This is a genomic window from Pseudoduganella sp. RAF19, from assembly GCF_052114165.1.
Taxonomy (GTDB): Bacteria; Pseudomonadota; Gammaproteobacteria; order Burkholderiales; family Burkholderiaceae_D; genus Rugamonas.
This window is the reverse complement of record NZ_JBFREF010000002.1, coordinates 541,199-566,615: the sequence shown is the minus strand read 5'-3', so window position 1 is coordinate 566,615 and position 25,417 is coordinate 541,199. Positions and strand designations below refer to the sequence as shown.

General features: G+C 57.5%; 21 protein-coding genes. 17 read left to right on the top strand and 4 right to left on the bottom strand.

Annotation, left to right across the window (positions count from 1 at the left end; translation table 11 throughout):
• The first annotated feature begins 75 nt into the window (after positions 1–75).
• Positions 76–2,910, top strand: coding sequence for an ATP-binding protein (locus AB4Z19_RS07150; protein WP_442034805.1), 2,835 nt, complete (start codon positions 76–78; stop codon positions 2,908–2,910).
• Here AB4Z19_RS07150 and AB4Z19_RS07145 read toward each other — a convergent pair whose 3' ends face one another.
• A complete protein-coding gene (locus AB4Z19_RS07145) occupies positions 2,911–4,362 on the bottom strand; it encodes an efflux transporter outer membrane subunit (RefSeq protein WP_442028985.1) in 1,452 nt (483 codons plus the stop codon).
• Between the two features lie 100 nt (positions 4,363–4,462).
• Here AB4Z19_RS07145 and AB4Z19_RS07140 point away from each other — a divergent pair, with 100 nt between their 5' ends.
• Genes AB4Z19_RS07140 through AB4Z19_RS07130 form a run of 3 tightly spaced genes read left to right on the top strand, consistent with a single transcriptional unit; the run spans position 4,463 to position 7,707 of the window.
• Positions 4,463–4,978 carry a winged helix-turn-helix transcriptional regulator gene (locus AB4Z19_RS07140; RefSeq protein WP_442034803.1) on the top strand — a complete coding sequence of 172 codons (516 nt, stop codon included), beginning with the start codon at positions 4,463–4,465 and terminating at the stop codon, positions 4,976–4,978.
• Positions 4,979–5,004: 26 nt separating this feature from the next.
• The gene (locus tag AB4Z19_RS07135; RefSeq protein WP_442026846.1) at positions 5,005–6,093 is read left to right on the top strand and encodes an HlyD family secretion protein; all 1,089 of its coding nucleotides are present in this window, start codon (positions 5,005–5,007) and stop codon (positions 6,091–6,093) included.
• On the top strand, positions 6,094–7,707 hold the full coding sequence (locus AB4Z19_RS07130) for a DHA2 family efflux MFS transporter permease subunit (protein ID WP_442026844.1): 1,614 nt from the start codon (positions 6,094–6,096) through the stop codon (positions 7,705–7,707). It abuts the gene before it with no gap.
• On the opposite strand, the gene AB4Z19_RS07125 is transcribed toward AB4Z19_RS07130, so the two are convergent.
• A complete protein-coding gene (locus AB4Z19_RS07125; protein WP_442026843.1) occupies positions 7,708–8,703 on the bottom strand; it encodes an alginate lyase family protein in 996 nt (331 codons plus the stop codon).
• Between the two features lie 96 nt (positions 8,704–8,799).
• Between AB4Z19_RS07125 and AB4Z19_RS07120 the strand changes: the two genes are divergently transcribed.
• The 3 genes from AB4Z19_RS07120 to AB4Z19_RS07110 all read left to right on the top strand — a co-directional run bounded on the left by AB4Z19_RS07120 (position 8,800) and on the right by AB4Z19_RS07110 (position 13,076).
• Positions 8,800–9,792, top strand: coding sequence for a LacI family DNA-binding transcriptional regulator (locus AB4Z19_RS07120; protein ID WP_442026841.1), 993 nt, complete (start codon positions 8,800–8,802; stop codon positions 9,790–9,792).
• 188 nt (positions 9,793–9,980) lie between these two features.
• Positions 9,981–12,467: a TonB-dependent receptor gene (locus AB4Z19_RS07115; protein ID WP_442034801.1), complete on the top strand. Its 2,487-nt coding sequence runs from the start codon at positions 9,981–9,983 to the stop codon at positions 12,465–12,467.
• A 102-nt stretch (positions 12,468–12,569) separates the two neighbouring features.
• The gene (locus AB4Z19_RS07110; RefSeq protein WP_442028003.1) at positions 12,570–13,076 is read left to right on the top strand and encodes a DUF4124 domain-containing protein; all 507 of its coding nucleotides are present in this window, start codon (positions 12,570–12,572) and stop codon (positions 13,074–13,076) included.
• Positions 13,077–13,144: 68 nt separating this feature from the next.
• Here AB4Z19_RS07110 and AB4Z19_RS07105 read toward each other — a convergent pair whose 3' ends face one another.
• A complete protein-coding gene (locus AB4Z19_RS07105; RefSeq protein WP_442028001.1) occupies positions 13,145–14,194 on the bottom strand; it encodes a hypothetical protein in 1,050 nt (349 codons plus the stop codon).
• Between the two features lie 140 nt (positions 14,195–14,334).
• Positions 14,335–14,721: a helix-turn-helix domain-containing protein gene (locus tag AB4Z19_RS07100; protein WP_442027999.1), complete on the bottom strand. Its 387-nt coding sequence runs from the start codon at positions 14,719–14,721 to the stop codon at positions 14,335–14,337.
• Positions 14,722–15,264: 543 nt separating this feature from the next.
• Here AB4Z19_RS07100 and AB4Z19_RS07095 point away from each other — a divergent pair.
• The 10 genes from AB4Z19_RS07095 (at position 15,265) to AB4Z19_RS07050 (ending at position 25,403) form a co-directional block, all read left to right on the top strand.
• The gene (locus AB4Z19_RS07095) at positions 15,265–16,686 is read left to right on the top strand and encodes a replication initiation factor domain-containing protein (protein WP_442034800.1); all 1,422 of its coding nucleotides are present in this window, start codon (positions 15,265–15,267) and stop codon (positions 16,684–16,686) included.
• Between the two features lie 11 nt (positions 16,687–16,697).
• Positions 16,698–17,024, top strand: a complete 327-nt coding sequence (locus AB4Z19_RS07090) for a hypothetical protein (RefSeq protein WP_442027993.1) — start codon at positions 16,698–16,700, stop codon at positions 17,022–17,024.
• Positions 17,011–17,223, top strand: a complete 213-nt coding sequence (locus tag AB4Z19_RS07085) for a hypothetical protein (protein WP_442027991.1) — start codon at positions 17,011–17,013, stop codon at positions 17,221–17,223. The genes AB4Z19_RS07090 and AB4Z19_RS07085 overlap by 14 nt, the downstream gene beginning before the upstream one ends.
• Positions 17,224–17,583: 360 nt before the next feature.
• Positions 17,584–17,796 (top strand): major coat protein, encoded by a 213-nt coding sequence (locus AB4Z19_RS07080; RefSeq protein WP_442027990.1) that lies wholly within the window; start codon positions 17,584–17,586, stop codon positions 17,794–17,796.
• 64 nt (positions 17,797–17,860) lie between these two features.
• Positions 17,861–19,114, top strand: a complete 1,254-nt coding sequence (locus AB4Z19_RS07075) for a hypothetical protein (protein WP_442034798.1) — start codon at positions 17,861–17,863, stop codon at positions 19,112–19,114.
• 12 nt (positions 19,115–19,126) lie between these two features.
• Positions 19,127–19,456 (top strand): DUF5455 family protein, encoded by a 330-nt coding sequence (locus AB4Z19_RS07070; protein WP_442034796.1) that lies wholly within the window; start codon positions 19,127–19,129, stop codon positions 19,454–19,456.
• A gap of 132 nt (positions 19,457–19,588) precedes the next feature.
• The gene (locus AB4Z19_RS07065) at positions 19,589–20,731 is read left to right on the top strand and encodes a zonular occludens toxin domain-containing protein (RefSeq protein ID WP_442034794.1); all 1,143 of its coding nucleotides are present in this window, start codon (positions 19,589–19,591) and stop codon (positions 20,729–20,731) included.
• Positions 20,728–21,957, top strand: a complete 1,230-nt coding sequence (locus AB4Z19_RS07060) for a type II secretion system protein GspD (RefSeq protein ID WP_442034792.1) — start codon at positions 20,728–20,730, stop codon at positions 21,955–21,957. The genes AB4Z19_RS07065 and AB4Z19_RS07060 overlap by 4 nt, the downstream gene beginning before the upstream one ends.
• Before the next feature lie 864 nt (positions 21,958–22,821).
• Positions 22,822–24,018, top strand: a complete 1,197-nt coding sequence (locus AB4Z19_RS07055; protein ID WP_442034791.1) for a tyrosine-type recombinase/integrase — start codon at positions 22,822–22,824, stop codon at positions 24,016–24,018.
• Positions 24,015–25,403, top strand: a complete 1,389-nt coding sequence (locus AB4Z19_RS07050; RefSeq protein WP_442026645.1) for a tyrosine-type recombinase/integrase — start codon at positions 24,015–24,017, stop codon at positions 25,401–25,403. The genes AB4Z19_RS07055 and AB4Z19_RS07050 overlap by 4 nt, the downstream gene beginning before the upstream one ends.
• Positions 25,404–25,417: the final 14 nt, after the last annotated feature.

Sequence of the window (25,417 nt, the reverse complement as noted above, 5' to 3'; positions counted from 1 at the left end):
TAAGCCAGGCTTCTTGTTGTGTTATGTGCGGTATCGCGCTTCGCCGGATCGTGATACCGCCTAAGATGTTCCGTCATGAGGAACGAAAACCACGCCATTCCGGCCGGCGAGCCGGGCCAGGGCGGGGCAATTCCGGACAATGAACCGGCGCGGACCCTGTCCGAATACGAAGCCAGTCCAGCCTCGCGCCGTCTTGCGCTGGTCGTTCTGGCGCTGTCGGCGGGGATGTTCCTGGCGCTGTTGCCATTTGCCGGGGCGCCGGTCGGCGTCGCCAACTGGTTCATTCCGCTCTACCAACCCGTCGTCGCCCTCAACGACATCATCACCGCCACACTGCTGTTCGGCTATTTGCGTTTGACACGCAAGTACGCGCTACTCGCGCTGGCCTGCGGCTATCTGTTCTCGGCGGTCATGGCCGTGGTCCACCTTCTGACCTTCCCCGGCATCTTTGCGCCGCAAGGCTTGCTTGGTGGCGGACCGCAAACCACCGGCTATATGCACGTGTTCTGGCATTGCGGATTTCCGATCGCCGTCATTACCTACGCCAGATTGAAGGACCGCGAGCAGCGCATCGAACGCTTTGCGCTCGATGCCGGCAAGGCGGTCCTGATCACGCTGGCCTGCGCGGCAGCGCTCGTTATGCTCAGCACTTATGGACAGAATATCCTGCCGCAAATGCTCAATGGCGCTCACTATTCGTCCAGTTTCAACATCGGACGTTATGGTCAATGGATAATCACGGGTGTGGCGCTGGCGTATCTATTCACGCGACGGTCCACGTCGACCCTGGACTTGTGGATGGTGGTGGTGCTGGCAGCCTGGTTCTTCGAAATCGGTTTGGTTTCGATATTCAACGCCGGCCGCTGGGACGTGGGATTTTATGCGGGGCGCGGCTATGCGCTGGTGGCGTCCAGCTTCGTGCTGGTCATGCTGCTGCTGGAACACGTGCGCATGTATCGCGACCTTGCCGAAGCCCAGAGTACAGCGCGGCTGGCGCGCAAGCTGACGGAAACGCGCGAAGTGCTGCGGCTGGCACTGGTGGCGGGCCGCATGGGAGTCTTCAGCTGGGACCTGCGCACCAATCGGGCATGGTGGAGCCAGGAACTCGAACACATGGTCGGCATGCTGCCAGGGACCATGTCCACCGAGCCGGAAGACTTCTTGCGGTATGTGTATCCCGAAGATCATCAAGCAGTCAACGCGCAGCTGCGCGAATGCATCAAGAGCCAGGGCGAGTGCGAGCTTGAATTCCGCATGAAGGACGCCAAAGGTGAGTTGCTGTGGGCCTTCGCCCGCGCTGAGGCGGATCATGGTGATGATGGCCGCGTGAAGTCTGTGTTCGGCATCATCGGCGACATCACTGAGCGCAAACGTTCGGAAGAGGCGGCAACTGAGCTGGAAGCCCAGTTCCAGACACTGGCCAATGAAATCCCCCAGATCGCATGGATGTCGCGTCCTGATGGCTGGATCTACTGGTTCAATCGCCGCTTGTTCGAGTACACAGGCCTCAGCCAGGCACAGGTGGAGGGCTGGTCTTGGGAACAGGCGATCGATCCAAAGGCATATCGCGAAGTGGAGCAGAACTGGCGCCGCTCGCTGGCCACTGGCGAGCCGTTTGAAATGGTGCTGCCGATACGTGGCGCCGATGGCGTGTATCGTCCTTTCCTGACACGCGCTGTCCCGATGAAGAATTCCGAAGGCCGTATCGTCCACTGGTTTGGGACCAATACCGACATCACGGCGCAGAGCGAAGCCGAGCAGGCACTGAAGCGGGCCGACCAGCTTAAGGACGAGTTCCTGGCCACGCTCGCACACGAGTTGCGCAATCCGCTGGCGCCAATTCGCAATGCCACCGAACTGCTGTCGCGCCTCAAGGATTTGCCGGCGAATGTGGAGCGGGTGCTGGCCATCATCGACCGGCAATCGCGTCATCTCGCTCGTCTGGTTGACGATCTGCTGGAAGTCTCGCGGATCACGCAGGGCAAGGTGGAGCTGCGCAGGAAGACGGTATCGGTGGTGGACTGCCTGTCAGATGCGCTGCACGCGGTTGACGCTGCCCTCAAGTCAGCAGGCCTGGAGGTCACCATTCACCTTCCGGAGGAACCGCTGTACGCGAACGCGGACGCTACGCGCATCGTGCAGTGCTTCGTGAACTTATTGAATAACGCGATCAAGTTTACGCCGCGTGCGGGCTTCATCACCGTGTCGGCAGAACGCACCGGCAGCCAGGCACAAATTATCATCGCCGACAGCGGCATCGGTATCGCGCCGGAAAACCTCGACAAGATCTTCGGGCTGTTCGCCCAGCTCACACCGGCGCTGGAGCGCAGCCACGGTGGCTTGGGTATCGGGCTATCGCTGGTGAAAGGCTTCGTGGAGCTGCATGGTGGCACGGTCAGCGCCAGCAGCGAAGGCTTGGGCAAAGGCAGCTCTTTCACCGTCGAGCTGCCGCTGATGGAAGCTCAAGCCGTGGCGCCCTCGGAGAGGCGTTTTGCCGGTCCGGTTCATAGCCTGGAGCCGCGCCGCGTGCTGGTCGTCGACGACAATCTGGACGCGGCGGCATGCCTGGTGCAACTGCTTGTCTCAGCGGGGCACGACGTGCGAGAAGCGCATGATGGGCCGGAAGGCTTGCGGATGGCCTTCGACTTCGAGCCTGAAGTGATCCTGCTGGACATCGGCATGCCCGGCATGTCCGGACTGGACGTGGCGCGCGAACTGCGGCGCCGCGCCGGCCACCCGCCGCCACGTATCATCGCCGTCACCGGCTGGGGTCAGGAGCGCGACCGCAAGCTTACGCGTGACGCCGGCTTCGACTTCCATCTGACGAAGCCGGTCAATCACACGGAACTCGATGTGCTGATGTCGCTGGGCGCGGAGGCGCCCGGCACAGCGCCTCCGTTACGCCACTAATTACCAGCCACCACCGAGAGCGCGGAAAGTCGCAACGGCTGCGCGGCCATTGTCCGCATGCACGCGTTCCAGCTGATCGCGCGCCGCCAGCAATTGGCGCTCCTCCTCCAGTGCTTCGAACAGACTGACAACGCCGCCTTTGTACGCTTCCTGCGCCGAATCGCGCGCCTGCACGCGGGCCGCGACTTCCTTGCTCAATTCACGGTGCTGCTGTTCGAGCTGGGTCAGATTGATGATCGCATTTTCCACGTCCTCCGTTGCACGAAGCATGGACTGGCGATAGAGCGCCAGCTGTTCCGCTTCGCCGCCTTTGGCTTGCGCGACTTCAGCGTCCACACGGCCAAAGTCGAACAAGCGCCAGCGCAGGCCAGCGCCGACTTGCGGCTGGAAGGCACTGGCGGTGAGCAGGCTGCCGCCGCCCAGGCTGGAAAGTCCAAGCAGCGCGGACAAAGTCAGGTGCGGGTAATACTCGGCGGTCGCCACGCCTATCTTCGCGTGCGATGCGGCCAGGCGGCGTTCGGCGGCAATCACGTCGGGACGGCGGCGCAGCAAGTCCGCCGGGCCGTGATCGACGGCGATGGCAGGCAGCAGTTTATCCACGCCTGGCGCGGACAGTTCCGCCGCGTAGGTCCCCGGTTGCGCGCCCATCAACACGTCCAGGCGATTCAGCTGGGTTTCGCGTTCGATTTTCAGGGGCGGCAACGTGGCATTGGTCTGGTACAGCAGTGCTTCGGCCTGCGCCGCTTCGCGCGCGGTGGCCAGGCCGTCTTTCTGGCGGATGCGCACAAGTTCCAGCAGCCTGGTATCGGTCTTGATTTCCTCTTCAGCCAGTGCGATGCGGCGCTGCGCGCCACGCACACGGAAGTAGGCGTCGGCGGCTTCGGCGGCAATCGAGATGCGCACGCCCATCTGATCCGCTTCGGCCGCTTGTGCCTCCGCGTCCGCTTGCTGCGTGCCGGCTTTCAGACCGCCCGCGAGATCCAGCTCCCAGCTTGCACCGGCGCCGGCATTGAACAAGGATTGATTGCGGTCGTAGCCGGGCAGGTTGCTGGCGATACGGCCGGCCGGGCTGGCCGTTGACTGGCGCTGGCGCGTGGCATCCGCCGTGAAGGTACCGGAAGGCAGTTCGCGCGTGGCTGTGGCGCGTGCCGCTGCACGGGCCTGGTCGACGCGCGCCATTGCCGCCGCCAGATTCAGGTTCTGGTCCAGCGCGCGGCGCACGATGCGTTCCAAAGCGGGATCTTCAAAACCCAGCCACCACTGATCCAGCGACGGCGCCGGCAGCACATTTTGCCGGCCCGCCAGGGCAGGGGCGTTGTGGAAAGCCTCGGGCATGGTGGATGCCGGGCGCTCATAGGCTGGAGTCACCGCACATCCCGCCAGGACCAATGCGGCCAACAGACCAGAAAGGCGCAGCAGCACCGGACGTTTTGTCGAAATTGCCTGTTTCATATCGAATTCTCCTGCACTGGAAAAGTATCTTGCAAATTTGAAGTTACCAGTATATAGTCACTTCAAATTCTGAATCAACCTATTTTTGCGGAGTGATCTAATGCAAAGCAAACAAGTACCTGGAGCGAACTGTCCTATCCTGCGCAGCGTGGAACGAGTCGGCGACTGGTGGACTTTGATGGTTCTGCGCGACTCCCTGTTCTATGGACTCAGCCGTTTTGATGAGTTCCAGAAGAGCCTGAATGTGTCGTCGAACATGCTGACGACGCGCCTGAATCAGCTGGTGGAAGACGGGCTGATGGAAAAGCGGCAATACAACACGCATCCGCCGCGCTATGAATATGTTCCGACAGCGATCGGCCAGGATTTTCGTCCCGTGCTGATTGGCATGCTGGCCTGGGCCAACCGCCATTTCACGCCGGATGGCCTGAGCGTCGTGCTGCAGGATCGCGAAACCGGCGCGCCGGTCGAGCCAATGCTGGTGGATCGCAATAGCGGCATCCCGATTACACCGGAACGCCACCGCTATGTGGCGGGTCCGACGGCGACGGACGCCATGCGCGCCCGCCTCGATCTCATCGAAAGCCGTACGAATCTGAACGACGGCGCCAACTGAATTCCATATCTCGCTGAAAGACCATCATGACTGCACAAGCCACGGCCACCGGCCTTCATTCCGTCCCCGCGCAAGGCCCATCGGGCCGGAAGCGCCTGATTACTACTGCCGTGCTGGCCGCTATTGTGGTTGGCGCGGCAGCTTATAGTGCGCACTGGTGGAACACGGGCCGCTTTATCGAAACCACCGATGACGCCTATGTCGGCGCCAATATCACCCTGATCGCGCCGAAAGTGGCGGGCTACCTGACCGAAGTTGCCGTCACCGATAACCAGGTTGTTCACGCAGGCGACGTGCTGGCCCGCATCGACGACCGCGACTACCGGGCGGCGCTGAACAAGGCGGAAGGCGCAGTCGCTGCGGCCCGTGCGCAGATCGCCAACCTGGATGCGCTGCGTGAGCAGCAGGGCGCTGTTATTAATCAGGCCCGTGCCGGCGTGGCAGCCAGCGATGCCGAGAAATTCCGTGCGCGCGACGACCAGCAGCGCTATCGCGACCTGGTTGCCAAGTCGGCGGTGTCCGTGCAGAGCGAACAAAAGGCCGATACTGCCTTCAAACAGGCCCAGGCCGAAGACCAGAAGGCGCAGGCACAATTGACGGCGGCCCAGCGTGAACTGGACGTGATCGGCACCCGCAAGCAGCAAACTGAAGCCGCCTTGCAGCAGGCGGAAGCCGAGCGCGATCTGGCGAAACTGAATCTCGAATACACGGTGCTGCGCGCCCCGATCGACGGCGTGGTCGGCAATCGGCGCGCACGTACCGGAGCCTATGCGACCGTGGGCAACCAGCTGCTTTCGGTCGTGCCGTCGCAAGGCCTGTGGGTCGATGCCAACTTCAAGGAAGATCAGCTGGCGCATTTCCACGAAGGCCAGCGCGTGACCGTTCGCGCTGACGTGCTGCCAGGCCGTGAGTTTCATGGCCGTCTGGCCAGCCTGGCGCCGGCAACGGGTGCGCAATTCAGTGTGCTGCCGCCGGAAAATGCCACTGGTAACTTCACCAAGATCGTGCAGCGCGTACCGGTGCGTATTCTGCTCGACGAGGCGGATGCCAAACTGGGATTGCTCCGTCCGGGTCTTTCCGTGTTTGCCAGCGTTAATACGCAAGGCGAGAAGTAAATGAGCACCGTTGCCAAGGCCTTACCGGCCGCACCCGCACCAGCAGCAGCCGTTAATCCGGCCGACCTTCTGACGCCAAAGCAGAAGATGCTGGCCTTCGCCACCATGTGCGTGGGCATGTTCATCGCGCTGCTCGATATCCAGATTGTGTCCGCCTCGCTGCGCGACATCGGCGGCGGCCTGTCGGCCGGCGCGGACGATACGGTCTGGGTGCAGACCAGCTATCTGATCGCTGAAATTATCGTCATTCCGCTTTCCGGCTGGCTGGCGCGGGTGATGTCAACGCGCTGGCTGTTTGCAGCCTCCGCGGCCGGCTTCACGATTTCCAGCATGCTGTGCGGCCTGGCGTGGAATATCCAGAGCATGATCGCGTTCCGTGCGCTGCAAGGCTTTCTTGGCGGTTCCATGATTCCCATGGTGTTCACCACGGCGTTCGTGTTCTATCAAGGGAAGCAGCGTGTGATTGCGGCGGCCACGGTCGGCGCGCTGGCCTCGCTGGCGCCGACGCTTGGCCCGACGGTCGGCGGCTGGATCACCGATCACTTTAACTGGCACTGGCTCTTCTACATCAATCTGCTGCCGGGAATCTTCGTCACCTTTACCGTGCCGATGCTGGTGAAGGTCGATCAGCCTAACTGGAAGCTGGTGCGCAATGCCGACTATCTGGGCATGCTGCTGATGGCGCTGTTCCTTGGCTGTCTCGAATACACGCTGGAAGAAGGCCCGCGTCTGGATTGGTTTGGCGACAGCGTTATTTTGTCGACTGCCTGGATTTCCGGCCTGTCTGCGATAGGCTTCATCTGGCGCTCGATGACTTATGCGCATCCTGTGGTCGACCTGCGCGCCCTGAAGGACCGCAACTTCGCGCTGGGCTGCTTCTTTTCCTTCATGACCGGTGTCGGCATCTTTGCGACGATTTATCTGACGCCGCTGTTCCTTGGCCGCGTGCGTGGTTTCAGTGCGCTGGATATCGGCCTGGCCGTGTTTTCGACCGGCGTATTCCAGGTCATGTCCATTCCGTTCTATTCGGCGCTGGCCAACCGCGTCGACCTGCGCTGGCTGATGATGTTTGGTCTGGCGTGCTTCGGCGTGTCGATGTGGTTTTTCTCGCCAATCACCCACGATTGGGGCGCATCGCAGCTGATGCTGCCGCAAGCCTTGCGTGGCATCGGCCAGCAATTCGCCGTGGCGCCGACAGTTACACTCACGCTGGGCAATCTGCCGCCGGAGCGATTGAAGCTGGCATCCGGTTTGTTCAACCTGATGCGCAACCTGGGTGGTGCAATCGGCATCGCGGTGTGCGCCACAATCCTGAACGACCGCACCAACCAGCACTTCATGCGCCTTGCCGAGCACCTGAACACCAGCAATGAAGCCATGAATGATTTGCTGGCCAGTGCCGGCAGCCAGATTTCAGCCTGGGGTGGCGACGCCATTGCGGCGCAGGGCGGGGCGTTGAAGCAGTTATGGGGGCTGACTTTGCGAGAAGCGCAGACCCAGACGTTCTCGGACATCTTCATCGTCATCCTGGTCGCCTTCATGATCACGACCGCGATGGCGCCGCTCATGCGCAAGGTCGCGCCACCACAGGCCCCATCGGCTGACGCGCACTAATCAGGAATTGCCGCCGCAAGCCGCCGGCAGCGGGGTCTGCGGCTTGCCCTGCATGAGCGGGTGCTCCAGCGGATTGGCAAGGTTCAAATCGCCACCGAGCCGCGGCTGCCAGTTGGTCGGCTCGGCTGGCGACCTGGGGCCGCAGGTGTGGCGATCGTAAATGGCTTTCCAGCTGTTCGGCTCGTGCGGACGCTCCTGTTCAAAGCCGGTCTTCGTCTGAATGTAGGACGGATCGGCAATACCATTGAGCGTGAACTTCACCAGCTGGTCCAGCCTGGGAGACTGGATGTCGAGGATGGACGCCATCATCACCAATGGCGTCACCGCGAACAGGTGGTAGTGCAACGCCTTCACTGCCCGGTCCATTTCGCGAGGCAGGGAGCCGTCGGCCGCGACCTGGGACATCGCCTCGTCGAACACTTTGCGCCCCCATGCCAGAAAACGCGCGTCGCCGGTTACTGCACCCGTGGCCGTCACTGCAAGTCCTTCCCAATAGTAGTGATTATTGCGCTCGCCTTTGTAGGCATCGGAGTGGGCAACGGTTTCCTCGGCCAGCAACTTCAGCCAGCTTTCGACGCTGCGCTTCTGCGCTTCGCTTGCCGCTGGTTTCAGTTTTGCGTAGCTCATGGCGAGGCCGCCAAGCGTCCATTTGCGTGTGTAATAGGCCTGGTTGCTCGACATTTTTCCCAGTAAGGCCTTCTGATCGGCCCAGCTCTCCATCCACTTCAGGCCGCACTGCGCGTCCGCCAGCGCTTTGCCTGACGCCGCCTGGTAATTGCTGGCGTCGTGCGCGACGGCGTCCAGGAAGTTGTCGATCGGTTTGACGGAGGCGATGTTTTTCGCCCGCAGCACCGGATCGATGATGGAGTTGTGTTTATCGGTGTAATAGCGGTTGGCTTCGATATCGATGACGGCGGCGGGTGGCGCGCTGCAGGCAAGGGCGTTTCCAGTGCTCAAGGCGAACAACAGGGTCGAAATCCAGTGAGAAGTATTCATAGCCTTATTTTAGGTAATCGTTTAACCTCAGTGTACTGCAATTTGTTAGCAAGTCAACTTGGCAAGTAAAACGCTTTCCCAACTCGCTGGAGCAAAATGACCATCAAGCCACCCACCATCCGCGATGTAGCAAGTACGGCAGGCGTATCGACTTCCACGGTTTCCAAGTACATGAACGGCATTCAGCGCTTCTCGCCGGAGGTGGAGGCGGCGCTGAAATCGGCCATCGAGAAGCTTGGCTACCGCTCCAATCCGCAGGCGCAGGCGATGATCACCGGCCGCACCGGCTCGATCGGGCTGGCCGTGCTGGATATCAGCAACCCGCACTTTACCAGCATTGTGAAAGGCGCCAATCGCGTCGCGCTCGCCCATGGCTATACCCTGCTGCTGGCTGATGTGGATGAGAATCCCAATCGCGAACGGTCCTTGCTCGAAGCGCTTAGCCGGCGGGTGGACGGACTGCTGGTGTACTCACGTCTGCCGGAACAGGAGATGTCGTGGATGATCGCGCTTGGCAAGCCGCTCGTGTTTTTCGGACGGCTGGAGCAGGCCAGGCTGCCCTGCGTGAGCGGCGACGACCGCCGCGCCGGCTTCATGCTGGCGCAGCATCTGGTGGCGACAGGACACAAGCGGATCGCCTATCTCGGCTTCTCCAAGTCAAACCGCAACAGGGAGCGGCTGGACGGCATTCAGAGCTGCCTGGCGTCGCACGAATTCAATCTGGCGATCTTCGACTGTGATGCGCCGACCGCCAAGGCAAGTGAGCTCGCAAGCTCCCTGATCATGCTCGGTGAGCAGCATCCGGACGCCATCGTTTGCTACAACGACCTGATGGCAGTGGGGCTTATGGCGGGAATTCAAAGCCTGGGCTTCAAGGTGCCGCTGCATGTCTCAGTGGCCGGCTTTGACAATATTCCATTCGCCCGCTACACCAGCCCGCCATTGACCACGGTCGACCAGCAGAGCGAGCGGATGGGCGAGGCCGGCATGCACAAGCTGCTGTCCGCCATCGGCGGCGACAACTCCTGCGATGTCACGACGCTGGCGCCTCAGTTGATTGTGCGCTCATCGGTTCTGTCTCGTCGGTAGGTGGTTAAACGCTTACCTTATGGAGCGTTTTAAGCACTCAAAGTGTGGCCTGTTTGCAACTTGAAAGCTAAACTGAACACGATTCTAGTTAAACGCTTACCTAAAATTTGAGTTTCCTGTACTATCCAATAAACAAAGGCTAACTATTCAATCGGAGCAACATTAAACAAATAAGAGGGGAGACAGCAGTGCTTAACGATAACAAACGCATCAATAGCCCGTTAAAGCCAATCACAGCAGTAGTAGCGCTGGCCTTGCTAGGTATGACCGGCATCGCATTGGCCCAGGAAGACGCAACGAAAGCAGGGCAGCTGGAAACGGTGGTTGTGACCGCCAACAAACGTGTTGAAAAGCTCGAATCCGTACCGATGGCAATTTCGGTGCTGAGCGAGGCAGAAATCACCCGTAACAATATCCGCGAAATCGAAGACGTGATCGCGCTGACGCCGTCGCTGACGATGGCAGCGGGCACCACGGCCGCCAACAACGCGCTGTTCATGCGCGGTATCGGTACCGTGTCGGTCGGCATCGGCGTCGAATCCGACGTTTCGGTGATCATCGACGATATTCCGATTGCGGTGCAGTTCCAGGCCTTCCGCGACCTCGCTGACGTGTCGCGCATCGAGGTGCTGAAAGGGCCGCAAAGTACGCTGTTCGGTAAATCGGCAGTTGCCGGCGCGATCAACATCGTGACCAAGCCGATTGGCGGACCAATGGTGTATCGCGGCACCGCTTACTACACGGACGATGGTGAGTGGCGTGCAGGCCTGTCGGCTGGCGGCATGGTGTCGGATACTTTCGGCATCCGCGTGGCAGGCAGCAAGACCCGCATGCCCGGCAACTTCCACAATCTGACCACCGGCCAGGATGTGAACGGCTCGTCCGGCACCACCTTCATGGCCAAGCTGTCCTGGCATCCGATTCCGGACCTGGGTATCGATCTGCTGCCGCACTATAACGACCAGGCCAACTCGCGCGGCGTGACCGCTGTGAATGGCTTCCGCCTGGCTGATGGTTCGCCGGCCAACGTCAGCACCGCCTATTTGAACGGCAATCCGCTGTTGCCTGCATCCGTGGTTTTGGCGGGCATTGATCCGCACGATCAGGGTAACCGCAATGTGCGCCGCGATTTCCCGACCGGTATCGATTCGCGCACCGTCGGCAGCGGCCTGAAGTTCGCATACACCTTGCCGAACGATGCGCAGCTGATGTCGATTACCTCGTACGAGCGCTACACGGCGAACGACTACCGCGACCAGGACTTTACCGATGTGCCAACCCTTGCGCGTCCAGGCGTGCCGGGTCTGACAGTGGGGAATAACCAGTTCGGTACTTACAAGATTCGCGCCAAGACTCAGGAATTCCGCCTGGTGTCGCCGGATCAGGGCAACTTCCGTTATGTGGCAGGCCTGTGGTGGGCGCGCAATGACATCGACCGTCACTTCATTCGCGGCTTCTGCGTGGCGCCGACCGTTTGCAGTGCTTCGTCGACGTCGAGCCCAACCAACTACTACACGGACATCTACAACATCAACAAGGCGGTGTTCGGTCAGGCATCGTGGGAATTCATCCCGAGCTATACGCTGGTGGCCGGCCTGCGCTGGAACCATGAAGAATCGGGCTTCCACTACGCCCGCAACTTCTACACCGACCAACTTGACCCAGCCAGCTTCAAACCTGGTCCGGTGGGCGTCGATCAATTCTCCAGCACCGGTAATACCGACAAGGCCGTCACCGGCAAGTTGAGTATCCAGAAGCAGATCAATCCTGAATGGATGGTCTACGCGATGACCGCGACCGGCCATAAGGGCAAGGCATACGACGTGACCAGCGGCCTGCAGGCAGCGGCGGCATTCCCGGTCGATCCGGAGCGCAGCGAGACTTACGAGCTGGGCGCCAAAGGGAACCTGCTGAATAACCGCATGTCCGTCGCGGCGACTGTGTTCAACACCCGGTTCTATGGCTATCAGCAGAACGTGTCCTTTGTTCTGCCGAATAATCCGACCATCTTCACGCAGCTGAACTCGATCCCGTTCATCCGCACGCATGGTTTCGAGCTGGATACTCACTTCCTGGTCACGCCTGGCTTTGTGCTGAACGGCTCGCTGGCGTACACCCGTCCGACGATCGAACAGTGGGCTAACGGTCCGTGCTACAACGACGCCACCAACGTCGCGATCGGCAATACCGGCCTGGGCGAAAATGGCTCTCTGCCAGGACGCAACCGTACCTGCTTCCCGATCAAGCCAGGTTCGACCACCGGCATCCAGGACCTGAGCGGCGCCGTGTTCCCCGGTACTCCGAAGCTGAAGGCCAATGTCGGCGGCCAGTATGACTTCAAGATTCCGGGCATGTCCTTCGACGCCTTCGTCAACGGCAATGTGCGTTATCAGAGCGATTACCAGACCAATATCGCGAACGATCCGCGCGCCGTGAACACCGCCTACACCATCGCCGATCTGGGCTTCGGTATTCGCGACAACAAGGACCGCTACAAGCTGAGCTTCCGCATCAACAACCTGTTCGATCGCTTCTACATTCCGAACGCGAACGCCAGCGGTCCTTCATTCCGCGCCGGCCCGTCCGGCTCTGCACCGAACATCACGGTTGACAGCTGGGTGCCGCCACGCGATGTGTTCCGCTACTTCAGCGTCCGCCTGGATGTGAAGTATTGATGTCAGAAGGCTGGGTCCCGCAGGGCAGGGGACTCAGCCCTTTTTACGGCAACCGTGACAAAGTGTGAGCCTTTCGCGTCCGCGCTGAAGTATAGTTGCCGTATGAAAACTCTAATTTCCCTTGTGCTTGCATTGACGGCTATCTCAGCGCATGCGCAGCTCTACAAATGGACCGACGCCAATGGCAAGGTCCAATATTCAGACCATCCCCAGGATGGTTCCAATGCCACCGCGCTCGCAACTCCGCGCGCGCAATCGGCTGTGGCGCCAGCAAACGATAACTGGCGAGAACGGGAAATTGCATCACGCGAGAGCCGCATAAAATTGGCTGAAGCCGAACGCCGCCGGGCTGCGGTAGCCGCGGAAGCAGAAAAAAATGCGCCCGAACCATTCAATCCGAGCATGCATCGCTCTGGCAAGGTCATGTCGGAAGACGAACTGTGCACGCGCGATCAGCAGCAGCTTGAATACGCTCAAAAGACCAAAAATCTGGCAATCGGACACGGCGGCGGCCCTGCGGTGACGCTCACCGAAGCCCAACGCCAGCAAGTCATCGCTGAACGTAAAGCCAACCACCAACTGGCCTGCGGCAGCGCGTCGAGACGCTGAAATTTTTCGCACGATCTTTTCGTGGATGCCCAGCCAGGAGCGTCATTTCATGATCGTGCGTACAGTTACTACAGCTTGCAGTGCTTGCCGCCGGACTCGTAACCGCCGCCGTACGGTTCGACGGCATGAGGGTCGAGTGCGAAAGTGCGGTTAATGAGTTCCTCGCGCACGCCATTTTCCCAAGGTACATTCAGCATCGCGCTGCGAACAAACCAGGCCCCCCACGCAATGGCGGGCTTCACGTGGATGTCACTCGCATCGATCCAAACCGTGTCTTCATCCGCGCCTTTGTGACAGCCAGGGTCTTGGGCGGCGTAATCAAGCCACGCATGAACCCCAGTGTTTACCCGTTCCGCGTGGGCGTGCGAGAAGGAATCCTGAACCGTATGAAGAAGGGCGCCTAACGCCAGATTACGAATTTGCGCATCGTCCGTTGGCAGCGAATCACAGGCGGCCGTGCACAAGATATCTGACACATTAGTGAACAGATGGCGGACAGTCCAATTGCGGCGGCGCGAGCCCTCGAAATACTTCGCGAACGCGTAGTTGCCCTGCAAGGTGTAGAGCTGCGCGGATGGATCAATGCGTCCGGTTGCGACGTCATAAGCAAAATGGACCCATTCCACGACGTTGTCGCGTACCTTTACAGGATCGTCGCCACGCCGGCCCATCCCATGCAGGAATTGCATATCGCCGTAGTGGCTACGGTACTCCAGAGGATAAGTTGGATTGATCAAACGCGGATAAGCGCCGGCGGCCTTGAGCCAAAAGAACCAGGTAAATTCCTGGTCGACGCGGAAGAAGTTATTGGGATCGTCGTTCCAGCGCACACCAAACTTCAGGACGTCAATGTCGAAGTGTTTGGCGTTCGTCAGGTCTGTCGCAGGCAGATCGCACCAATCATATTGCTTAGAGGCTTCCGCGCACGCCAGCGTCAATTCGGTAATGCGCTCGTGTGTTGGCGAAGTAAGGCGGGAGAGATAGCGCTGATATTCCGACTTCAGTGAGCGCGTGACAGCGGCAGCATCGTGGCTTGCCGGGTTGATCTCAAAACCCATTGCAAGACCCGAATGCAGGGCAGTCAGCAAAGTAGCTGCAATGATCGTACGCTTGAACATATCCACCTCGGTTTATTGTTGTTCATCAACTATAAACCGTATGGTGACCATGAAAATGCGTGGAAAGTCACGGACATGCCGACTTCGTGAAAGCCGACGCGCTGCACAGCCCAAAGAGGGTTCGGCGCCAATATCGCATTTTACATAATATAAATTGGTTCAACCTGCGGCGCGGAAGAGGGGCTGTAGGTATGGGCTTCGGCGTTGCCGGGTGTCAAAAATCCCGTGACACCTACAGCCAGAACGGCGCTAGCGGCTGCTGCTGCCATCCTCTGTGAAAAGACCGACCATAGAGAGCTTTGCCCAGACCTTTCGGCGCGATCAATATCGGCCGCCATGATGACCCGGAGAGGGTCCACTTCAAGGATAAGCGCGACGGCGAGACACATCTCGTTGTCCATGATGCGCTGACCGCTTTTGTACTGGCTGATTGCGGCTTTGGTGACGTGGAAATGCTCGGCCAGGTCTTTGTCTTGGTGAAGCCCTAGCTTGTCTTTCACTTGGTCGAGATACAGTCCGCTTTTCATTTGCGTTTCCCTATGATTCGTTGCATTTCGGCGTCGCGGCGCTGTTGTGCGCGGCTTCCTTTGTCGCTACTGGTTCTGGCTTGCGTGTCCGGTAGCACTTCGGTCTGTTTGTACGGTGCTTTGCACGGTTCGTTGGTTACCGTCTTATGACCATCGGGTGTTCGACACACTCGTGTTTCAGCGTATGCATCAGTCGATGCAGCAACGATAAGTAGCAAAGCAACTATTTTTCCGCTTGACAATTCACGCTCCGTTAACTATGGTTCACACATCGTGAACTTCACAGTGTGTGAACTGAATGAATCGTATTGGTTTACCGTCAACGGGTCAACAGGGAAATCTCTCCAATTCCCACATTTGCGCTGCCTTTGCGCTCTTTTTTTCCGTCTTGTGGTTTTTGGTGCTATCGGATCAAGTTGAAGCGCACTTTCCGGCAAGCGGTTTCGGCGTTCGCGATCTGCCCGACTGGGTTGAGCTTCAACTCGCTGCGTCTGTCTTACTGATGCTGTACGTGCCTGTTCGAGTTGTCGTCTGGAGCCGCGCATGAAGCTGTCGATCGCTGCTCGTCGTCAGCTCGCTCAGGGCGATGCAGAGACCTATGCCGCTAAATCGGGCGGCTCGCCGTCCCGGCAGGTCAAATCCCAAATTTATGGCCGCGCGAAGGTCGCGGCAGAAGCGGCAGGACGTGCCGCGCAGGCGGCGCGGCCCGCCGCGACAGGCCCGAAGGGCGGGTTTGTGCCGAAAAAGCCGGAGGTAAGCAGCGACCAGCTGCCCCCCATTAATAACATGGGGGAAAACTTGCACAGTGCCGAGGCGTCCGAAATCGGCGGCCATTGGACAAGCCTGTGTGATGAGCATATCGGTGAGGTGAAGCTCGTTTTGTCGGACTCTGGTGAGACGAAAACCGTGATGGTGCGTCGTCCTTCGGATAGCCAAGCGGCCATCATCGACTGGATCAATTTTACGGTCCTCGAAGATACCTTCTTCCGCACGGCTCGGCAGATGCTTGTCAGTGACGATCAGATCATTGAGGAGGCATCCCGCCAGCTTGAAAAAGTGTTCGGCTTTGGCATCACGGAAAAGCGTGATCGCGGTATGAATTTTTATCGTGAGTCGTGGGTTTTGGGCGACAAGATGGGGTTCGTGTGCTTTGGTGGGCAGCGTCAGACCATGCTCATTACGCTGACAGGGCAGGGATGCACGCATGCTTTGCCGGGTTGGGAGCATCGCCTTTACCGCTGGCTCATTGACATTGCGGTTCGTCCATCGATCTCGCGTATCGACATTGCGCATGATGATCTGGAAGGCCAATACCTGTCGGTAGATTGGGCTGATGACCAATGGGCGGCGGGTGGCTTCTCGTTTCAGGCTGGCGGGCGTCCTCCGGAAATTCAGCACCTTGGAAATTGGCGCCGGCCGAGTGGGAAGGGGCGCACGCTGACTATCGGTACGCGGGCTTCTAGCAAGTTCATGCGTTGTTACGAGAAGGGTCGTAAAGAGGGCGATAAGCAAAGTAACTGGTGCCGTGTTGAGGTTGAGTTTAAGAACACGAACATGGTTATCGAGCCTGAGGTTTTGCTCAATCCGTCCAAGTATTTCGTGGGCGCGTATCCGTGCTTGGTGAAGCTGGAAAAAACTATTCAGCCGGAGCGTTTGAAGCTTAAAGAGCGTGCTGCGCAGATTAATCATGACGCAGGTGTCGAAATCACCAAGCGCCAGTACGGTAGGTGGTTGCGCATGCTGCGCGAACTTCACGGCGATCAAGCCACGCTGGATATGGTTTGCTTTGAGGGCGATGACTACTGGCCTAAGCGCCTTCTGCCGATTACTGCGGACGCAACCAGCGGCCCGACTCCAATTCACAAATTAGAGCCTGTCATCGTTCCTTCGATGATGCGTTTCGTTACCGCCGTCCCGTCGTATGGCCTCAACGGGGAAAACGGTTTTAGTAGGCCGCGTGTATAGGAAACCAGCAAATGAAATTCAAATCGACCGTCAAAGTAACCGGCATGAAGTTCAGCAAAGGCCAGATGGACAACGGCACCACTTTCGATAGCACGAAGGTGTACGTCGAAACGGATCTGGACAGCAGCAAGGGAACCGCCATGGGCACCGCGACCGCTGAATACAACCTAGGCAAGGCTGAGGAGTACAAGAAATTTGAGCACTTGGCTGGCGCGTTCCCATTCATGGCCGAAGTGGATATGGAGATCGTCACGAACGGTAACACGCAAAAGACGATCATTTCCGCGCTGCGTCCGCTTGAGGCCGCAAAAGGCGGTGCGAAGAATGCCGCCGCATAACGCAGGCGTCAAGTACATCGTGCAGGACGCGGAAACCGGTCTGTTTTTGATGCCTTACGAGGGTGATGTTGGCTTCACTCCCTGGGTACATGAAGCGGGTCGGTTTGACCTGTACGGCGAAGCTCATGATACGGCTACGTTCAATTGCCATCAGGGCTTCTTCGTTACGGGAGTGGTTGCAGCAGGGGTCATGCAGTGACGGAGGTGACGCCCGAAATGTGGCTTGGTCTGGCGGTTGTTGTGTGCTTCGCGTTGGGTTGGATTGCGGGTGCGCAGCGATGATTCAGTTGCTCAGGGCCCTTTCGCCGATTCTGTTCTTGACTGGCTTATTTGTCGGTGCAGTGTACTTGGTGAAGTACATCATTCATCGCTTGGTAGATCACAAATGAACACGCTCCAAACCATCGCATGCCTGTTGGCAGCTTGGGGGATCGGATACGCCGCAGGGGCGACTCAGCGGATTATCCGGCGCTCAATCGAGATTCTGGATTAGTAGCATTTTGCGCGCTGGCCGCACGCAATCTTATGTAGGCCGTAAACCATGTAAGGGTATAGAGAAATGAAAAACATCTTCAAAAAAGGTCTGGTAGCTGGTGGTGCTGTCGTTGCTTCGGCATCTGCATTCGCTGCTGATCCTGGCATTGACGCCATCACTGCGCTGTCCGGCACGGCACAGGAATACATCACTGCGGCATTCGGCGTGGCCGTGCTGGTGGCTGGTGGCTTCTGGGGTATCAAGATGATGAAGAAAGCCTTCTCGAAGGCTGGCTAATCCTCGCGTAGCTGGCGGGTTAGGGGGCGCGTGCTGTGCCCCCTTTTTTGTTTACGGGGATTGTATGCGCTATTTGCTCATTTTGATTGTTCTGCATCTGCTGCCGCTTGACGTGTTCGCCGCTCGCTATCAGTTGGAGGGGCAAGCATGGTTTTCAAAGCAGGGGATAGATTCGCTTAGCTGCTCCGCGGTGTTGGCACTGTATCCGGACCCGAGCGCTAAAGTGTCGTACTGCAAGGTGCGCGGCGGTGGTCAGGTGTCGGAGCTAACGCCGGACCCAAATATCACTTACGACTATTACACAGAGAAGGATATCAATTACGGGTCGTTTCAGGTTCACTATTGGCCTGATGATTGCCCCACTCCGCGTTATACAGGAAGCGCAGACGTATCGAAGCCGCCTGGGCAGCAATGTCGTCGTGTTGCCTGTCCTGCGGGCGATGATGCTGGCACTTGGAGGATACCCACCGCGTATTACGACAAGACCACTAACAAGGTGGTGCAAGCCATTATCGCTGATGGTGCGCTTATGACTACGAATTTTTGTCCTGATGGATGCTGGGCTAATGCGGATAGTGTCAGCAGCTGCAATGATACCGATACAGGCACTCCCAATATTGCGCTCACAAAGTGCAGTGTGCATATGGTTCAGAACAATGCCGGTCAGTGTTCTTCTAGTCAGGACTTCGCGAACGCTCCGCCATACACCGGTACCGGTACGGGCGGTGGCACCGATCCAGGTTCTGGTACTGATCCTGGCTCTGGTACTGATCCCGGTTCAGGTGGCACTGGTGGTACTGGCGGCACTGGTGGTACTGGTGGCACTGGTGGCACGGGTGGTACTGGTGGTACTGGTGGTACTGGTGGTACTGGTGGTACTGGCGGAGGCACTGATCCCGGCACAGGTACGGGTGGGACAGGTGGTACTGGCGGGACTGGTTCCGGTGGTCAGAACTGCGGTGCGCCGGGTGAGCCTGCTTGCAAGATCGATGAGAGTGGTACACCAAGTTCCGTTGGCACGATGCTTGATGCATTGAACAAGCTGGTTGACGGATTGGGGCCAGGGCGTGATACCGGGCTTGACGACGCGAAGTCTGACGCAGGTAAAGATACGTCGATAGGTTTTGGTCTTAGTTTGCCGGGTGGCGCGTGCACGAATCCAACGGTTGGCCTTCCGCTAATTGGGGGACGTTGGGTCGTAGATATATGTCGATACGTGCCTATTGTTGCTGGCTTCTTTGAATTTTTGTGGGTATTTTTCTTTTGTTTTGCGGTGATGCAGCTTGTAGCCCGCGCCACCTCAAAGCCTGTCGCTTAAGGAGGTCGCACGATGCCTTTACTTGGAACTTTTCTCTTCAATGTCTTCGCTGCGTTTGCCGCGTGGCTTGCGAAATACCTGACGCAGAAAGTCGCTGTGACAGTTGCGATGGCTGGCATTTTGACGGCAATGTTCGCCGCACTTTATCTGGCCGCACGTACCGCGATTGGTCAGGCGCTGTCTGTTGCCGCTGGTTTTGATCCGATGTTCGGCGCTGGCGTAGGTATGGTGATTTCGCCGCATAGTGCTGCGCTTATTTCGGGCTATATCACGTTTTGGTCGCTTGCCGAACTATACAAGTGGAAGGTCAACATTCTTCAATTGTGGAGCCGAACTATATGAGCGCTGGTATTAGGGAGTTGTTGTTGCTACTGACGATCTTTGGCGGCGCTGTCTGGTTCTTGGTCACGAAAATTACATCGGATTTGCCGGACGATTTTCTGGACTTTGTGCGCAAACGCAAGGAGGGCGACGATGGCCGTTTACGCGATCACCGGTAAGCTTGGGAGTGGCAAAGGCAAGGCGGCGATTGACCAGATTCGGCGCTATCTGCGCGCTGGTAAACGTGTTGCTACCAATTGCGATTTGTTCCTTGAGCACCTGATGCCGGAGCGCGATAGATCAAGTGTGATCCGCATTCCTGACAAGCCAAGTGCTGTCGATCTTTACATGATCGGCAGCGGCAATAGGTTCGTGCAGTTTGAGCCGGTGTTGAAGTATGGTCGCGATGCAATCACTGCTACTGCACCATCACCGCTTTTGCTCGATGGATTTGATGAGGCGCATAACGGCGCGCTGGTGCTTGATGAATGCGGCTCCTGGTTGAACACTCGGAATTTTCAGGACAAGGGCAGGGCGGACTTGCTTGAGTGGGCGATTCATGCGCGTAAGTACGGTTGGGATGTGTTTTTCTTGATGCAGAACATCACCCAGGTCGACAAGCAGCTACGGGATAGCCTGCTGGAATATGTTGTGCGATTGAATCGGCTTGATCGCATGAAGGTGCCTGTTGTCAGTGGCGCACTCAAGCTGCTTACCGCTAGTGCTACTGATGGCAATTTGCCGCGCCTGCATATCGGCGTCGTGCGCCTTGGTGCTGGTCCTGATGGTCTTGTTGCTGACCGCTGGGTGTTCCGTGGTGATGACCTAAACCGGGCGTACAGCACCACGCAGGTGTTTTCTGAGAGCTACCCACACGGTACGCATTCGCTGCTGTCGGCGTGGCATTTGTCTGCCAAGGTCGCCGTGCCTTCGGACTTTGTAGGCCCGATCCGGCCCGGAAATCTTGACGCTCAGCTTGTGCGGCCGCGTGCCCTTCCTCCTAAACCGGTTTCGAAACATATGCCTAAATTTCTTACTTTCTCCGTGTTGCTTGGTGCTGTGCTCGGCGCATTCGGTATGAAGTTCTTCGGGCCTGCAGTTGGTGCCGTTGTAGCAGCGGAGCCTGCGCCTGTCTTTTCCGACAAGCTAAAAATAGTCGGGATCATCGAGCAGGGCGCACGGCCAACTTTGGTGTTGTCTGATGGGCGTGTCGTGGTTCCGCTGCGCTTCCGCGTTGGCGTCAACGGCCGTGAGGCTCAGATCAACGCTACTACTTGGGTTCGGGAGGCAGAGTGAAACGATTTATATCAATTCTTTTTCTGGTAGCGGCTCCTGCGTTTGCCAAGTCGCCGGTGAGCTTCGATTTCAATGGAGTGCCGGTGTCCACGTTTGCCCAGGCTACATTTAGGACATTGCTGCATCGTGACTATGTGATGGCGCCGGAATTGGTCGGTGCGGAAAAGCGGATCACAGTGAATGTAGGGGCGCTTGACGAGGCTGAAGTGCCAGCGTTCGTTGAGGGCGTGCTGGCGCAGCAAGGCATTGCTGTCTCTGAAAAGAAGGGCATTTATTACTTGTCCGCTGCAAAGACGGAGCTTCGTACTGGTGACGAATCCACGCCACAGGAGGTAGTAAAGCCAGACGTTGACAGGGTCGAACGTCCACCGTTGGTTGAGGCTGCGCCTGATGCTAAATCGGTGGTCTATAACCCGCAGAATCGATCCAGTGATTTTCTGGTCACCGTGTTGACAAGCGCTTTTGGCACGCGGTCTGCGCATGCTGCTGGTGCCGCTGTTCTGTTGGTCGGGTCGGAAAAGGATCTGGGCAAGATGGTTGAGTTGGTGACTGCTTTGGATTCTATGCCGAAGCGTGTGGACGTCTCGGCGTCTTGGGTCGAGGTCACTGATAGTGGTTCTAGTGGCCGCGGGATTTCTGTGCTTGCATCCGTTTTGGGCGCTAAGTTCGGGGCGCAGTTGGGGCCTGTTTCATCGCCCTCCGCGATTACTCTTAAAAACGCGAATTTCCAGTTGGTGCTCGACGTGCTCAATACTGATTCGCGCTTCAAACAGGTGTCTAATAGCCGTGTTGGTGGCGACGATTACGAGAAATTGACCTTGAGTGTTGGTGATGAGACGCCGACCATTTCCAGCACGGGGAAGGATAACGCGGGCAACGCTGTTCAAAACGTCACTTACAGGCCGTCCGGGGTGATTGTGGACGTTACCCCTAAAGTGTTGGGCAATGGCCGTATACGGCTCGTCGTGGACGGTCAGATCAGCAATTTCAAGGCTACCGTTACTGGCGTGTCGTCTTCGCCGACGCTCATTAAGCGCCAGGTCAAAACTACGGTGACGGTTGGTGATGGTGAGGTGCTGTTGATCGGTGGCCTGAACGACTCCCAGAAAGCGGACACGGTGAATCGCTTGCCGTTTCTTCCTGCTAGCTGGACTGGCAGTTCCGCTTCGTCTTCCAATTCGGATTTGGTTCTGGTGTTGAGCGCAAAGGTTGCCGTCACCGAGTAGCGCGGAATCAGGGGACTTCTGTGATCCCCAAGACTCTGAGTCCCGATAATGATGCATGTCCACGGAAATACTGAGTGTTGCTTCCCTCTAGCGCGCGGATTTGCTCTCGAAGAATCGAAACGGCTTCTGTTTCGTCGGGCTTGTCTTTTTGCTCGCGAAAAATCGCACGTTCAACGTTGTTGCGATCTGCATAGCGGATGCACCAGATGGTCATTTTGTGTCGGGGTATTCAGGCAATCAATGTGTTTATTCTATAACACGCCGATATGCGCACGATTGACAGTGGCGGGGTCTGGGCTGCAAGGCCCAGGTAGACAATGTGAGCATGTCTGGCCTGTGGCGTTTGGACGCGGCCTCGGGGGCGGTGCTGTGTTGGCTGTGCGTGCGCCATGCCAAACAGTCCGGCGCTGGCGAAGTGGTGTCGTCTGCATAAGAACGTTGCAGTCGATATAATTGCCTGAATGCAATTAGAGTTATTTCCCTTTGATGTTCTTACGCAACAGGAGCGGAAGACAATTTACGGCACGATTCGGCAGGCGTATTGGCATCTGCGGAATCAACGGGGCGGGAGGTTCGGTCAGGCCAAGGCTCGTCGGTTGTATCGCGCTGTGGCCGAGCAGAAAAAACGCCTGCAATTAGCAGGCGTATCGAAGCGTGAAATTCTCGACTTTTTAGCTTGTTGCAGGCTCCAGTGTCCGGCGCGAAAACAGCCGTTCAAACCATGCATTTATTGCGGCGCGTAGGGCAGTTTTCCTCCGGCGACGATTTGACATAATATAAATTATGCGATCTTAGTGCAGTTTCCTATCTGTTGCATTATCCGTTTGAACTTACGCAACACGTGCACAGATTTTGTGCAGTAACATGTTGCGTATCATGCTGATTAAAGTTCCGCACTACGGCTATGTACTTACCGATGCCCAGAACCTTCCGCGATTCTGGGCAGCTGCATGGGCTTTGCTTATCGGCGGATCCTTGGCGCCTTCGACGCTTAAGCAACGATTGCAACACATCGAGGCCTTCTACAGACACGCTGAGGACGGACGCCCCCTTGGCATGCTCGACGACGCGATTGCTGACCAGAATTTGGGGATCCTTGAGGAATTTCTTGAGTCCTACTTCATCACACTGAGAAACGTTCCTGACGTCAGTTCGGGAGCTGAACAACGATGGCGCGATGCGGTTGAGTTTGTCCGTGCGATCTCCGAGCGGCTTTTGAGGACCCCCGACGTGAGTGCCAGACTCACGGATATCACTCTCCGGCTCGAGCGATTAGATCGGCTGTATGGCCAGCTGAGGGTTGGCAAGAATAACGCGCCTCATTTCGTTCGTGCGCTGCCCGCAGCCGTATTGTCTGAGCTCTTCGAGTTGGTTGTACCTGGTGCCGAGACTAACCCGTTCAAGGCACCGGCCACACAGTGGCGAGTGTATTGCACATTCCTGCTTCTGCTTAACGTAGGTCTACGACGCGGAGAGACGTTGACCTTACGGGCAGATTTCTTGAAAACTGAGAATTCTCCCTCTGGTCGGCAATTTTGGCTTAATGTTCAAACTAGCCAGGATGAAAGTGAGGATCCACGACATTCGAGCCCGAGCATCAAAACCGTGTCGTCAATTCGTCAAATCCCAATTAGTCGAGTTGTGGCGGAGGCCTTTTACACCTACTCTGAAAACTATCGCGGGCGCCAAAAACACCCGTATTTTTTGAGCAGCATGCGAGGTCAACCGTTGTCCGCCGAGGGGGTAAATCATTTCTTTAAGATTCTGACCGCGTCGCTTTCATCAACCACAATCAAGACCTTGCACGACCGGACAGGCATGTCGGCGATATCTCCGCACGACTTGCGCCATACTGCGGCGGTGATAAGGATGAAACAGCTTCTGACGCGCGGCGATCCAATGCCAGAAGTAATGCAGAAGATGCGCAGCTATTTTGGTTGGGCGGCGACCTCGTCTATGCCGCTACTTTATGCGAAAGCGGCTTTTGAGGAGAGATTGAACGCTGTCTGGGGTGATCAATTCGATGATCGCGTTGCTATGCTTATGGAGTTACCACAATGACTCAGCATCTCTCTCCGTCTATCCCTGCCCATAGGCCTCGCGCTCTTCTAGTAGACGTCCCTCCTCTGCCTTCCATAGTCAGATACGTCGATGATTATACCGACGAAGATTACAGTGTCACTGATCTGTCGGCGCTAAGATGGATCATTTCAATAAATGGTACAAAACGTAGGTTGCGATTCGACCGTTACGAGCGCGACTGGGCGCTGAAGGGCCTACTGCAAGCTTTTATCGCCGATCGATTGACGCGTGGCGCACCTTCAACTGCACAGAAGAACCTTAGTAGCCTTGTTCATGTTGAACTTGATGACCTGATCACGATAATCGAATGCTCGCCCGTTGATGCAAGGTCGATTTGGGATAGGCTGAGATCTAAGATTGAGTACGTTGATGTTTTTACTGGGCTTAAAGCCCTGCTGGTTTTTCTTGCAGAGCGAAAAATCGGCAAATGGAGACCGGCGTATCTACCTTTCATTTCCTCCGCCCTTCCATTGCCGCCGGCGGACAAATTTTCACGCGTCCGCAGAAGAGATGTTTTCATATCGATAGAAGACGAAGCCCGGCTGGTTCGGTGGATAGAAGAACATGCGGTTGCAGCAAAAAAAGAGTCCCTGGCATCCCTGGTCGACACGGCGCTCATAATTTGCAGCTACCAGTTTGCGATGCGCCCGAAACAGATTGGGATACTTCGACGTCGCGATTGCCGAATTATTTCGCCACCAGGTGGTAGTTGCTCTGTCCATTTGACCTTTCGGATGATCAAGCAGCGTGATGACTCCATGAAGCGGATGCCGCTGGTACGGCGGGTCAAGCGCGAATGGGCGATTATTTTTAGCGAGATTTTTACCAGAACTGAGCACCGCCCGGGAAGTGACTATTTTCTAGGCTACACCGACGCGGCCTCGATTTCTGTTCGCATCCGAGAGTTGCTGCTTGAGGTGACTGGCGTCGCGTGGTCCGCAAGAGACCTACGACACTCTGGTGCCATGCGCATGGTTGATGCTGGTGCCAGCGCCGAAGAACTCGCCGAATACATGGGCCATTCCAGCCTGGAGTCAGGGCAGGTTTACTACGCTACATCGGCCACGCAAGTTGAGCGAGTTAATCAAGCACTGGGCATTTCAGATACATATCGCCAAGTGGCACATATGGGTACGACGGGCTTTATTCATCCTGAGGAACTGAGAAAGCTGAAGGGAGAGCAGCAGGTCGCGGGTGTCCCGCACGGCATACCAATCGCAGGAATAGGTGCGTGCACTACGGGGCAGCCTTCCTGCCCATTCAATCCGGTGACCGCATGCTACGGATGCCCGAAATTTCTTCCCATCTCCGATCAGTCAATACATCAAGAAGTACTGCGTGTGTTCGTTTGCTCGCCGAATTGACCCTGTCCGATTGA

Excerpts from the sequence above, each read along its gene's own strand:
- AB4Z19_RS07080 (WP_442027990.1), top strand. The coding sequence starts at position 17,584 with ATGAAAAACATCTTCAAAAAAGGTCTGGTAGCTGGTGGTGCTGTCGTT.
- AB4Z19_RS07055 (WP_442034791.1), top strand. The coding sequence starts at position 22,822 with ATGTTGCGTATCATGCTGATTAAAGTTCCGCACTACGGCTATGTACTT.
- AB4Z19_RS07140 (WP_442034803.1), top strand. The coding sequence starts at position 4,463 with ATGCAAAGCAAACAAGTACCTGGAGCGAACTGTCCTATCCTGCGCAGC.
- AB4Z19_RS07110 (WP_442028003.1), top strand. The coding sequence starts at position 12,570 with ATGAAAACTCTAATTTCCCTTGTGCTTGCATTGACGGCTATCTCAGCG.
- AB4Z19_RS07120 (WP_442026841.1), top strand. The coding sequence starts at position 8,800 with ATGACCATCAAGCCACCCACCATCCGCGATGTAGCAAGTACGGCAGGC.
- AB4Z19_RS07130 (WP_442026844.1), top strand. The coding sequence starts at position 6,094 with ATGAGCACCGTTGCCAAGGCCTTACCGGCCGCACCCGCACCAGCAGCA.
- AB4Z19_RS07125 (WP_442026843.1), bottom strand. The coding sequence starts at position 8,703 with ATGAATACTTCTCACTGGATTTCGACCCTGTTGTTCGCCTTGAGCACT.
- AB4Z19_RS07150 (WP_442034805.1), top strand. The coding sequence starts at position 76 with ATGAGGAACGAAAACCACGCCATTCCGGCCGGCGAGCCGGGCCAGGGC.
- AB4Z19_RS07090 (WP_442027993.1), top strand. The coding sequence starts at position 16,698 with ATGAAATTCAAATCGACCGTCAAAGTAACCGGCATGAAGTTCAGCAAA.
- AB4Z19_RS07095 (WP_442034800.1), top strand. The coding sequence starts at position 15,265 with ATGAAGCTGTCGATCGCTGCTCGTCGTCAGCTCGCTCAGGGCGATGCA.
- AB4Z19_RS07135 (WP_442026846.1), top strand. The coding sequence starts at position 5,005 with ATGACTGCACAAGCCACGGCCACCGGCCTTCATTCCGTCCCCGCGCAA.
- AB4Z19_RS07070 (WP_442034796.1), top strand. The coding sequence starts at position 19,127 with ATGCCTTTACTTGGAACTTTTCTCTTCAATGTCTTCGCTGCGTTTGCC.
- AB4Z19_RS07085 (WP_442027991.1), top strand. The coding sequence starts at position 17,011 with ATGCCGCCGCATAACGCAGGCGTCAAGTACATCGTGCAGGACGCGGAA.
- AB4Z19_RS07065 (WP_442034794.1), top strand. The coding sequence starts at position 19,589 with ATGGCCGTTTACGCGATCACCGGTAAGCTTGGGAGTGGCAAAGGCAAG.
- AB4Z19_RS07100 (WP_442027999.1), bottom strand. The coding sequence starts at position 14,721 with ATGAAAAGCGGACTGTATCTCGACCAAGTGAAAGACAAGCTAGGGCTT.
- AB4Z19_RS07105 (WP_442028001.1), bottom strand. The coding sequence starts at position 14,194 with ATGTTCAAGCGTACGATCATTGCAGCTACTTTGCTGACTGCCCTGCAT.
- AB4Z19_RS07050 (WP_442026645.1), top strand. The coding sequence starts at position 24,015 with ATGACTCAGCATCTCTCTCCGTCTATCCCTGCCCATAGGCCTCGCGCT.
- AB4Z19_RS07075 (WP_442034798.1), top strand. The coding sequence starts at position 17,861 with ATGCGCTATTTGCTCATTTTGATTGTTCTGCATCTGCTGCCGCTTGAC.
- AB4Z19_RS07145 (WP_442028985.1), bottom strand. The coding sequence starts at position 4,362 with ATGAAACAGGCAATTTCGACAAAACGTCCGGTGCTGCTGCGCCTTTCT.